Origin of the sequence: Mesorhizobium sp. M0678, from assembly GCF_040320505.1 — a bacterium.
Lineage (GTDB): Bacteria > Pseudomonadota > Alphaproteobacteria > Rhizobiales > Rhizobiaceae > Mesorhizobium.
Map to the genome: position 1 here is coordinate 1 of NZ_JAMYPT010000051.1, position 10,774 is coordinate 10,774.

Sequence of the window (10,774 nt, forward strand, 5' to 3'; positions counted from 1 at the left end):
GCGCTGCCGTTCTCTACAGCCTGATCGTCAGCGCCAAGTTGAACGATATCGACCCGCAGGCCTGGCTCGCCGATATCCTGGCGCGCATCGCAGCCCACCCAGCCCATCGGATCGATGATTTGCTGCCGTGGAATTGGAGATCCGCACAACTGCGGACCCAATCAGCGGCGGCCTGATCATGCAGCGCAATAAGGTGCATCACGTCTACACCGTCGAACGTGTCGCCAGGGACCTCGGCGTCAGCGAAGCGCTCATCCAGGAACTGACCCTCGGTCTCGAGCCCGAGGACGGCGTCATCTGGGTCTACGGCGCCAACGATGACGACGGGATCTTGGCCTTCACCGATGAAGGCATCGAGGAGGTCGAACTCCTCCTCGAAGAATATCATCGCGCCTCCCCATCAAAAACTTGACGCCGGCACCGCGGTGCTCAGGTCCTCATGGCCGCCGGATACACGTCTGCGGTCTTCACCGGATGGGTACCACCCTGAAGTCGGTCGGGCCGAACGCCACGCTGGTGGACGACGATCTCAAAGGGTTCGTTAGGGCGCTGAAAGCCGAACACGAGGGCGAGATCGAAGTCGCCGGACCGGAGCTTGCGGGTAGTCTGACCGAGCTTGGCCTTATCGATGAGTACCGGCTCTACTTGCGTCCCATCGTGCTTGGTCGCGGCAAGCCATTCTTCGCCGGCCCCCGGCCACCGCTGCGTCTCGTGGCCAGCGACCGGGTTGGCGAGGACGCGATCAGAGTGACGTACGTTCCCGCCTGATCACAACCCACCCGACACCCTAACGTCCGTCGGACCGAATTTGAGCTCATTCCCACTCTGGTGCCTTGGCGGTTTGCTCGTCACGTCATAGACGACGCGGTTGATGCCGCGCACCTCGTTGATGATGCCGGTGGCGGCGGCGCCCAGGAATGCCATGTCGTGACGGTAGATATCCGCGGTGCTGCCATCTACCGATGGTGACGCTTTCGGCGCGTATGCGCGTACATACCGATAAGGGCAGCGGTCACGAGCCGCGCTGTCCCCACGGGCATTGCTCTACCTGCGCCCTTCAAAGAAAAGGAGCATTGTGACGGGGCTTAGCTATAGATGCTGTAGCATTGATCTAATGCGATTTATCGCAGCATCGACACCTTGCCTAGGCAGACTTTCAACCTTGTAAAATGAAAGGAACGTAAGCGAGGCTTGAGGAGCACAGGTATTCAGAATAGCTGTCTTGAGAACACGCCGCACTGGCCGCCTGAGGATCAGCCAATCGACCCACCAAGGTGAGCCCAAAGTGGTTATTGCAACCACCTTCCTTAACTGGCGAAGTCGCGGTTGTATGGCACCAAGATCGGCTGCGTGATCGTATGCAATACCAGGCACCCATACCGTGTCGAACCAGCCCTTCAATATAGCTGGAGGTCCGAACCACCACGTGGGAAAAATCAAGACGATAGTCTCGGCCCAGAGAAGATCCTCAATCTCTTTAGCTACCTCCGTAGTCTCGAATCCGGAATAGTAGCTCGCGCGCTCCGCCGGTGTAAGAGCCGGGAAGAAGCCAGATCGATACAGATCAACATGTCGGCACTGGTGCTTCGCATCCATCAGGGTGTCGATAGCTGCGTTCGAAAGCGTTTGGCAAAGGCTTAGATTGAGTGGATGAGCCGTGACAATCAAACATCGCATACCAATATTTTGAATCCTCCCCAATTTGGTTGCGCTGCGCGTCATCATTCGTGCGGCGCGGTGCTCGGGCAAAGCTTCTCATGCCAATCATGGATTTCGAAATAGCTGTACGCGCCACAGTCTTCAAAGAGCAATTGTTTTTCAACGCCGAGAATGGCCCTTCTACAGCGGTACGCTCGAGACAGCGCCATCGGCGACCTGCCAGGCGTCAGTCGCGCGATATGGACAGCCCCGCGAGAAGCGGCGCGTACACGGCGAGCCTGCGGGATACGAACTCCGTGAAGAGCCGCACGCGCTTCGTCTTGCGTGTCTCCCCCTGTGTGAGAAGCCAGAGCGTTCCGTACATGTGCAGGTCGGTGCCCGGCACCCTCACCAGTAGGGGGTCGGCATCGCCGACGAAGCAGGGCAGTGTCGTGATCCCGAGCCCTTGCCGTACAGCAACGATCTGCGCCTCGGCGTCCGTGGTCCTGAAGGGAACCCCCGTGGTGCGAACCTCACCCTCGCTGGCCCATTTCGGAATTCCATGAATGCTTATGACGATCCACCGGATGGGATCAGGCGCGCCCGCACGCCACGCGGCTAGTCGATCGCAGGACATGTAGATGCCGCCGAACAGTTCCGGTCCCTTCAGGCCGTGAAGATTGAGCGGCAGGGTTTTGCGGTCGTAGACGACGCGGATCGCGACGTCGGCCTCTCGGTTGGTCAGATTTGCCAGCTCGCCGGACGACAAGATTTCCATCTCGATGTCCGGATGCAGACGCGCGAAATCGGCGAAGTCCGGCATGAGCAGGTGTGTCGCGAGGGGCGGTGCCAGCGTCACCCGCAGAAGCCCGCGCACGCTCTGGTCGCGCCCGAAGACGCGCGTCTCCAGCAGGTGCGACGACACTTCCATCTGGTCCGCGAACTCGAGGACCTCCTCGCCCGCAGCCGTCAGGCGGTAGCCCGAAGGCAGCTTTTCGAACATGCGCACCCCGAGGCGTTCCTCGAGCTGGGCGACACGTCGCAGCACGGTCGAGTGGTTCACACCGAGGCGCTCGGCGGCGGCCCGCACCGAGCCTCCGCGCGCGACGGCAAGAAAGTAGCGAACGTCATCCCAGTCGATCATGGTGCAATCCGGCACCGCGCGGTGCGCCTTCCAAAGCCCGTATCTAACACATCGAACAGCAGTACGGGCGGTCATCATAGCCTATGTCGACGAGCGCGGCTCAATTCCGAACGACGGACGCCGATCGTCGCGGCTGGCGTCAGTCGTCCAGCCGGATCGATCTCGCACCACCGATGTGCGCGCTTCCGCACTCAACAACTGACGCCGGCGGACCCATTTCGAGGTTCTCGGAGGCAGATGCTGTCCCGACACCACGAAAGGAGAAGTCATGGGAAAGCTTGAGGGTAAGGTTGCAGTCATCACGGGTGGATCGAGCGGCATGGCGCTGGCGAGCGCCAAGCGGTTCGTTGAAGAAGGCGCCTATGTTTTCATCACGGGCCGGAGACAGGAGGCGCTGGACGAGGCCGTCAAGCTGATCGGCCGGAACGCGACCGGCGTGCGCGGCGACGCGGCCAATCTCGACGACCTCGACCGCCTGTTCGATACAGTCAAGCGGGAAAAGGGCAGGATCGACGTCCTGTACGCGAGCGCCGGCACGGGCGAAGCCGTCCCACTGGGCGAGATTACCGAGCAGCACTTCGATGCGGCCTTCGGCCTGAATACGCGCGGCACGCTGTTTACGGTTCAGAAGGCGTTGCCGCTGTTCAACGATGGCGGATCGATCTTCATGACCGGGTCTGTTGCTTCGGTGAAAGGTTTTCCTGGTTACAGCGTGTATGCGGCGAGCAAGGCGGCGCTGCACGCATTCGCACGCGGGTGGCTCAACGAACTCAAGGACAGGAATATCCGGGTGAACGTGCTGCACCCGGGGCCGATCGCCACACCGATGCAGGACCAAGTTCTCACCGAGGAGGCGAAGCAGATGTTCGAAGCCCTGACCCCGCGGGGAAAGATGGGGCGTCCTGAGGAAATTGCGACGGCCGCGCTGTTTCTTGCTTCCGACGATTCGAGCTTCGTGAATGGGGTGGAGTTGTCTGTCGATGGCGGCTTCTCGGCCATCTGAAATCGCGCCGGATCGCGGGAAGCGGCTGACCGGCGGGAACTAGCGTGTCCATGGTGGAACGACCACGCAAAGGTCGCCACACAGCGGAACGAATAACCCAGCGCCGTTGAAGGCCGGGGAATCAATACCAACACGGATCGGAGAAGATCATGAGCTACGCAATTGTAGGATTCGGTAAGATAGGCCAGGCCCTCGCCCACGCCTTCGCCCGTAAAAACATCGACGTGGCCGTCGCGAGCCGCCGGCCGCCCGAGGCGTTGGCGCCGCAGGCTCGGGCGATTGGACCCACGGTCGTCGCCAAGTCGCTGCGGGATGCACTCGAGGCCGACACAATCATCTTGGCAGTCCCGTTCGGAGAGCACCGCGAAGTTGCGAAGGCTCTGCCGAGCTGGGAAGGCAAGACAGTCATCGACGCGACGAACGCGTTTCCAGTGCCTGAAGAGCTGGACGGTCTCCCGTCCTCCGCCTTCGTCGCGAAGGCGTTCACCGGCGCCAAGTTCGTGAAAGGTTTCAATCACCTGGTTGCGGCCACCCTGGCTGCCGATCCGATCGTCGAGGGCGGGCACCGTGTCGTCTTTCTGTCGAGCGACGACGAGGACGCGACCGCTCCCGTGGCGGCCTTGGCCAAACAACTCGGGTTCGCACCCGTCAAGCTGGGAAAGCTCAACGAGGGTGGCGCGCTGGTGCAGGCACGCGGCCGCACTTGGGGCCAGCTCATCTTCCAGGATTTGTTCAAGAAGGAGCAGTAATCGATGTACGACCATGTGACCTGGCCCGAGCGATATGATCCGAAAACGTCGGCCATCTACGCACTCAACGACATTGACGTGAAGGCGCCGCCTGAAGCGGTCTGGAAGCTGCTCGTCGAAGCCGAGAATTGGTCGAGCTACTTTCCCGCCGAGGATCAGGTCAAGATTCTGACGGGGGAGCCGGAACTGGCGCTCGGAACGCGATACAGCCGTGTGACGGTTGGATTTCCGATGAGTCTGGTCGTGACGGAATGCGAGCCCCTTCGCAGGCTCGCATGGGCGACGACAGTTGATGGCGACGAGACCGGCTCAAGCGCATACCATGGCTGGGTCATCACGCCTACAGACCATGGCTGCCATGTGCTGACCGAGGAAACGCAGCAGGGCCCCTTCTTCCTCGATGAGCTCGGGCGCAAACATCCCGGCGCACTCTACCGGTATCACCAAGACTGGGTCGAAAGCCTCGCCCACGCAGCGGAGGCGGAAACAGCGAAGACGACAGTGGATTGATTGCGCTTCCTATTTAATTTTGGAGATGAATGAGATGAATATCGAACTCAAAGGCCGCAAGGCCATTGTTACCGGATCCACCGCCGGTATCGGCCGCGCGACGGCGGAGGGGTTGGCACGTGCCGGTGCATCGGTCGTCGTCAACGGCCGTGGAAACGCTCGGGTCGATGAGGCGGTGCGGCAGATGCGGCAGGCCTTCCCCGGCAGCGACATCTCGGGTATCGCCGCTGATCTTGCGACAGCGGAGGGGGCAAAGGCCTTGATCGCGCATGCGCCTGACGCCGATATCCTTGTGAACAACGTCGGTACAGCACACATCCGGAGCTACAACGGCGTCGAGGATATCGCAAATATCCCCGATGAGGACTGGCTTGACCTCTTCCAGTTGAACGTAATGAGTGGCGTGCGCGCGAGCCGTCATTACCTGCCGCGGATGGTGGCGAAAGGCTGGGGCCGCGTCGTGTTCATAAGTAGCGAATCCGCAGTCAACATTCCTAAGGAAATGCTCGACTATGGCATGACCAAGACCGCTCAACTCGCGGTCTCACGCGGGCTTGCCGAGGCGGTCGCGGGCACGGGCGTCACCGTCAACGCCGTCCTGCCGGGACCTACCCGCTCTGAGATCCTGGGCAACTTCATGGCGAAACAGGCTGACGCAAATGGAATCACGCAGCACGAAGCCGAGCAGGGCTTCCTGCAGGCGATGCGTCCGACGAGCCTCATCCACCGCTTCGCGACCACCGATGAGGTGGCCAACATGATCATCTACACATGCTCGGAGCAGGCTTCGGCGACCACCGGCGCGGCTTTGCGGGTGGATGGTGGCGTGGTCCGCTTCGTCGCGTAGCAGGACGACCAAATTGTTCCGTTCGCCAACTCGGGTCCGCTGTCGGCCAAGCTGCTGAAGCATGGCACGCTTAAGTCTACAGGGATCTGGCGCACGGCATGCGCACGATCCACGCATTGCGGGAGCACTCTGAAACTATGCGAGGCACGAGAACGTATTCAGCTACGGCGCCGTCCCCGCTGTGCTCGGCGGCCGTGCGCTCGTCTCGTTGGTCCCGCCCCGGGGCTTAGACCATGATACGAATCCACGGAACATGATGTCTATTGTCCGAGGAATTGGATCGGCGCTCCAACCCCAATCCAAAGCATGTGCTGTGGACGGCGCGGTGTATCGATCCCTTTGAGCCTCTCTACACATAATCGAAGGTCTATCGCCGACCTGCAAAACGGCTGCTTGTTCTTGCAGAATCGCCCGCGAACTATCGCTTCCTATCGTTGACCAACAATTTCCGAATATATCCGACAGTACTCCAACCTACTCTACCGTACGCCCCATCATTCCCACTCGATTGTTTTAAGTGATCGTAACGCATTGAATTCCCTGCACAAATTCTTTCTGCACGCAATGAAGAACCGTCTCCCCGATCCGTCAGAAATTTGCGCTCTTGAATTCAAAGGAGAATTTCGGCGATTCAAAATCTGCTCGGTTTCAGCGACTATCGGCATCGATTGGTCGATTTTCGACATTCTTTAGCTGTGCCTTCACGATCCCGTCGGCAAAAAGACCGTCACGGCTCGCAAGAGCCTGAACGACACGCAGTTCCTCTCATGCCTTGATCCGTCCCGGACTTACGCCTTGGCGGCGTTCTGTGCAGCCTCGAATACATCGCGTGCGGACGTCGTACCCGCTACGTGCTCCGTAAGCACGTGCACCAACGTTTTCGAGTGTCGTGCAAACGCTGTACCCCGCCATCAAAGCCTCTAGCTCGCTAATGGCGGCTTCCAAGCCAGAAGGGACATCAATCTGACCGGCCAAAGACGCCCCGCTCCACCGAGCGGGGGCGTCTCCCCTGTTAATCCCTGTCAGCTTGCCGGATTGCGTGCCATGACGATCCACGCCGCGCCGTCGATCATCACCGACCGCTCGCCGGGGAGGCCCGCGAAGGCGGCACGAACCGCGGCCGAGGCGCGGGCGCGGATGTCGTCGGGCTGATCAGCGAGAGCGCGCGACAGCGGGCCGACCTCGAGTGTCATCTCCACCGCGTCGTCGATCGCCGCGTCCCGCGTCCCCCCCTCGCCGAACGGGATGGAGGCATCGAATGGCGCGATAGCGACATCGGTGAAGCCAGCCGCCGTTAAAATACGCGCCACCCGCCCCTGGTCGCCAAACGAGAACGGGCCGGGCGCTTCGGGATCGGGCGGCGCCGTCGGCGGGACGATGCCCTTGATCGCACCCATCGGCAAGCGCACCCAATCGTTCTCGGCCATGCCGCGCCAGCAGACGAAAGCGACCCGCGCGCCCGGCTTGAGCGCACGGCGCATATGAGCGAACGCCGCCGTAGGATCGTCAAAGAACATCACTCCGAAGCGCGAGAACAGGATGTCGAACGCGCCCTCGGGCAACGCGGTGCTGCTGGCGTCGGCCACCTGGAACAGGGCCGGCGTATCCTGCGGCGCTAGCGCGCGCGCTCTGCCGATCAGCGGTTCGGATATGTCCACGCCTAGCACATGGCCCCCCGCGCCGACGCGGGCGGCCAGATCCAGACTAGACGCCCCCGCGCCGCAGCCGACGTCCAGCACGCGTTCGCCCGTGGCGGGCGCGGCGGCTTCGATCGCGGCCTGGCCGAACACCGCCATCATGGCATCGAGCCGGGCCTGGTAAGCGACCCAGCGCTCCCCGCTTTGGCCATTCCAGTCGGCTACCTGATAAACATTTTTCTCTGCCATGCCATATCCTTGTTCTGATTCTTTCTTTGCTAGGCTCTCCCCTCAGGGGAGAGGGGGCCCGCGTTCCGTGACACCGGCCCGCAACCTTCAGAATATGATCGCCCGCGGCAACCGGAGAAGGGAATCTGTGCTCTCAAACCAGCATCGACTGCTGGGAGAAGATGCCCGCCATCGCGCCGTGCGATGATGCCGTGGTGACCGAGGGCATGAGGGGGTTGGCGAGGTCGCCGGCGGCGTAGATGCCGGGCATGCTGGTTTCGCGGCGCTCGTCGACCTTGAGGGCGATGCCGAGGGGCGTATCGACCGTGGCGAGGCCCAGTGATTCATGCAGGCTTGCGGACGGCTTGTTGCGCGGATGCGCGAACAGGATGTCGACCGCGACATTGGGGCCGGTATCGAGATTGACGGTGGCGATATGGTCCCCGTGATGGGCGATCTCGGTGATCCGGCCATCGACGACAGGTATGTTACGACGCGCGAGATCGGCCCGGATATCGGGCGGAATGTCGTGACCATCGGCGAAGAGCGTCAACCTGTCGGTCCAATCGTGGAACAGCCTGACAGACTGGTGCGACTGCGGGCCGGACCAGACGAGGCCCCAATGCTGGCCGGCGACTTCAAAGCCGTCGCAATAGGGGCAGGGCACGATGGACGTGCCCCAGCCTTCGGCAAAGCCCGGAACATCAGGCATCTGGTCGGCGACGCCATAGCTCAGGATCAGGCGGCGCGCCCCAAGGCTTTCGCCATCGCCAGTGAGGACGGAGAAATCGTCGACGGCGCCGGAGACGCTGTCGGCCCGGGCATTGACCAGCCTGATCGTGGGATAACGCGCCAGCTGCTGCCGCGCCTCGGCCAGGATGTCCAGCGGTGGCTTGTGATCGTGGCCGAGCAGACCATGCGAGTGGCCGGCGAAGCGGTTGCGCGGCAGGCCGGTATCGAGAACGGTGACCTTGCGGCGGGCACGGCCGAGCTGCAGGGCGCCGGCTAGACCGGCAAAGCTGCCGCCGATGATGATGACGTCATCCATGGTGATAAGCTCCGTGTTGTGGATGGAGGGGTTGGGCTGGGCCTGGCGCGAAATATCGTCCACCGATACGCGCTCGAGACGGTCAGCGAGCAGGGCTTCGGCATCGACGAGAATGTCGCCCATCACTGTGTTGACCGGCCGGACAATGCCGCATTCGATATCGCCGGGCGGCCCGGGGAAACTTGATTTGGAGGACAGGTTGAAACCTACCCGTTGGCTTGCACATTTCAGATACTGCATGGTATCGTAATGCAAGAATTATAATACTGTCAAGTACTGGAATTGTCGTGACCGAAAACAGCCAGGGCCGGCGCGGCCGGCCCGCCAACGAGGCGCTTGGCCAAACGATAGTCGACGCCGCGTGCGAACTCTTTGTGGAATTGGGTTTTCAAGCGACGACATTGGACAAGGTCGCCCAGCGGGCGAAGATATCCAAGCTCAGCATCTATCGGCACTTCGAGAACAAGGAGGCGCTGTTCAGCGCGGCCATCGCGGCCCGCTGCCATCAGTTTGCACCACAGGCCCTTTTTGAAGGCGTCGACGGTTCGGCCGAAGATCAGCTCATGACGGTGGGATCATCCCTGCTTCGCACGCTGTTGAGCCCGGACGTCCGCAGTGTCGAAGCCATGGTCATGGCCGACAAGACGAATCAAAAGTCGTTAAGCAAGCTCCATTACGAAGCTGGCCCCGCCCATGTCATCGCCCAAATCGAGGCCCTGTTGCGCCAGTTGCACGCGAAGGCGGTTCTGAATGTGCCCGATCCTCTCCGGTCTGCCCGCTTGTTTGCCGCGCTTTTCAAAGGATCCGATCTCCTGATTATCGCACGCTTCGATCAGGCGAGAGCAGAGGACGACAACGAAATCGAATCCTATTGCCGGTCGGCCGTCGCCATGTTCATCGCCGCGCACGGTGGCAACGACCAGGCGGGCGGATAAGCATTTGATTGCTCCGGGCAGCTGGCCGGGACCGTGGTCCAGGCGCTTCGTCATATTGGGCCGGCGCGCGCGGCCGAGCTTGCACAGATCGCGGCACCTCATCTTTCTCCCAACGATATAAAAAGACGCTCGCATCTACCGCGGTCCAAGCTCCCGCCTGGATGCGGTCGACGCTTCTCTCCATCGCAGATCCGGCAGCAGTCGGGACAACATTTGATAGGTGATGCGACGGTGCCATCCGACGATATGCGATCGGGTCCGGAACATCGATCGGTACCGCAGCCAAAGCTGAAACTATGTATGTCGATAACTAAAGTACCGTCAGCGCGGAAATGTCATGCTACGGGGCATTTTCGTTATATATTTCAAAGCGTTGACACACAGAAAAGTACCGTCAAACCCTAAAAACGAATGACGGTACTTTTTAGAATGCTCTGTCGGATACGAAAAAAACCGTCAAAAGTACCGTCAGAGTGATCTGCTACAAGCTGCGAGCCGCGCCAGGCGCTCCGATAAACTTAACGATTTCAATGACTTGATAGATTTGTCAATTCCATTGATAATGTACCCTGGCTAGCAGTCTGCCCTGCCCGCAAATCATTGTATTTTCTGCGAAATACTACGCTAGAGCCGCCTATCATCGCCGTTTCCCTCACTCCCACTCGATGGTGCCTGGCGGCTTGCTCGTCACGTCGTAGACCACGCGGTTGATGCCGCGTACCTCGTTGATGATGCGGGTGGCGGCTGCTCCCAGGAATGCCATGTCGTAATGGTAGAAGTCGGCCGTCATGCCGTCGACCGAGGTGACGGCGCGCAGCGCGCAGACGAACTCGTAGGTGCGGCCGTCGCCCATCACGCCGACGGTCTGCACCGGCAGCAGCACGGCGAAGGCCTGCCAGATGGCGTCGTAGAGTCCGGCCTTGCGGATCTCGTCGAGATAGATGGCGTCGGCCTCGCGCAGGATCTCCAGCTTTTCGCGGGTGATGCCGCCCGGACAGCGGATGGCGAGACCGGGACCGGGGAACGGATGCCGGC

General features: G+C 61.1%; 12 protein-coding genes and 3 pseudogenes. 9 read left to right on the forward strand and 6 right to left on the reverse strand.

All coding sequences use genetic code 11. The annotated features are described in order from the left end of the window. From NKI29_RS32720 to NKI29_RS32730, 3 genes and pseudogenes are all read left to right on the forward strand, one after another. Positions 1-176: transposase domain-containing protein (locus tag NKI29_RS32720; RefSeq protein WP_352798613.1), on the forward strand; the 176-nt coding region annotated here is incomplete at its 5' end. A gap of 2 nt (positions 177-178) precedes the next feature. Continuing rightward, on the forward strand, positions 179-412 hold the full coding sequence (locus tag NKI29_RS32725) for a hypothetical protein (RefSeq protein ID WP_352798605.1): 234 nt from the start codon (positions 179-181) through the stop codon (positions 410-412). A gap of 77 nt (positions 413-489) precedes the next feature. Beyond that, a pseudogene (locus tag NKI29_RS32730) lies at positions 490-768 on the forward strand (dihydrofolate reductase family protein); the annotation flags it as partial. On the opposite strand, the pseudogene NKI29_RS32735 reads toward NKI29_RS32730, so the two are convergent. From NKI29_RS32735 to NKI29_RS32745, 3 genes and pseudogenes are all read right to left on the reverse strand, one after another. Further along, positions 769-981: pseudogene (locus NKI29_RS32735) on the reverse strand (GMP synthase (glutamine-hydrolyzing)); the annotation flags it as partial. A 108-nt stretch (positions 982-1,089) separates the two neighbouring features. Beyond that, the gene (locus tag NKI29_RS32740) at positions 1,090-1,725 is read right to left on the reverse strand and encodes an NAD(P)H-dependent oxidoreductase (protein WP_352798606.1); all 636 of its coding nucleotides are present in this window, start codon (positions 1,723-1,725) and stop codon (positions 1,090-1,092) included. A gap of 160 nt (positions 1,726-1,885) precedes the next feature. Then, positions 1,886-2,782, reverse strand: a complete 897-nt coding sequence (locus NKI29_RS32745) for a LysR family transcriptional regulator (protein ID WP_352798607.1) — start codon at positions 2,780-2,782, stop codon at positions 1,886-1,888. A 268-nt stretch (positions 2,783-3,050) separates the two neighbouring features. Here NKI29_RS32745 and NKI29_RS32750 point away from each other — a divergent pair, with 268 nt between their 5' ends. The 5 genes and pseudogenes from NKI29_RS32750 to NKI29_RS32770 all read left to right on the forward strand — a co-directional run. Beyond that, a complete protein-coding gene (locus NKI29_RS32750; protein ID WP_352798609.1) occupies positions 3,051-3,785 on the forward strand; it encodes an SDR family NAD(P)-dependent oxidoreductase in 735 nt (244 codons plus the stop codon). Positions 3,786-3,934: 149 nt separating this feature from the next. Further along, positions 3,935-4,534 carry an NADPH-dependent F420 reductase gene (locus NKI29_RS32755; protein ID WP_352798611.1) on the forward strand — a complete coding sequence of 200 codons (600 nt, stop codon included), beginning with the start codon at positions 3,935-3,937 and terminating at the stop codon, positions 4,532-4,534. Between the two features lie 3 nt (positions 4,535-4,537). Next, a complete protein-coding gene (locus NKI29_RS32760; RefSeq protein ID WP_352450990.1) occupies positions 4,538-5,044 on the forward strand; it encodes an SRPBCC domain-containing protein in 507 nt (168 codons plus the stop codon). Positions 5,045-5,078: 34 nt separating this feature from the next. Beyond that, positions 5,079-5,891, forward strand: a complete 813-nt coding sequence (locus NKI29_RS32765) for an SDR family NAD(P)-dependent oxidoreductase (RefSeq protein WP_352569204.1) — start codon at positions 5,079-5,081, stop codon at positions 5,889-5,891. A 3-nt stretch (positions 5,892-5,894) separates the two neighbouring features. Beyond that, positions 5,895-6,007, forward strand: a pseudogene (locus tag NKI29_RS32770) (alpha/beta fold hydrolase); the annotation flags it as partial. Between the two features lie 906 nt (positions 6,008-6,913). On the opposite strand, the gene NKI29_RS32775 reads toward NKI29_RS32770, so the two are convergent. Next, positions 6,914-7,777, reverse strand: coding sequence for a class I SAM-dependent methyltransferase (locus NKI29_RS32775; protein ID WP_023676202.1), 864 nt, complete (start codon positions 7,775-7,777; stop codon positions 6,914-6,916). Positions 7,778-7,910: 133 nt separating this feature from the next. Further along, positions 7,911-8,804 (reverse strand): NAD(P)/FAD-dependent oxidoreductase, encoded by an 894-nt coding sequence (locus NKI29_RS32780; protein ID WP_352457588.1) that lies wholly within the window; start codon positions 8,802-8,804, stop codon positions 7,911-7,913. A 287-nt stretch (positions 8,805-9,091) separates the two neighbouring features. Between NKI29_RS32780 and NKI29_RS32785 the strand changes: the two genes are divergently transcribed. Next, on the forward strand, positions 9,092-9,739 hold the full coding sequence (locus NKI29_RS32785) for a TetR/AcrR family transcriptional regulator (RefSeq protein WP_352578784.1): 648 nt from the start codon (positions 9,092-9,094) through the stop codon (positions 9,737-9,739). Between the two features lie 652 nt (positions 9,740-10,391). On the opposite strand, the gene NKI29_RS32795 is transcribed toward NKI29_RS32785, so the two are convergent. Next, the coding region (locus NKI29_RS32795; RefSeq protein WP_502894648.1) for a GMP synthase (glutamine-hydrolyzing) at positions 10,392-10,774 on the reverse strand (383 nt) is incomplete at its 5' end.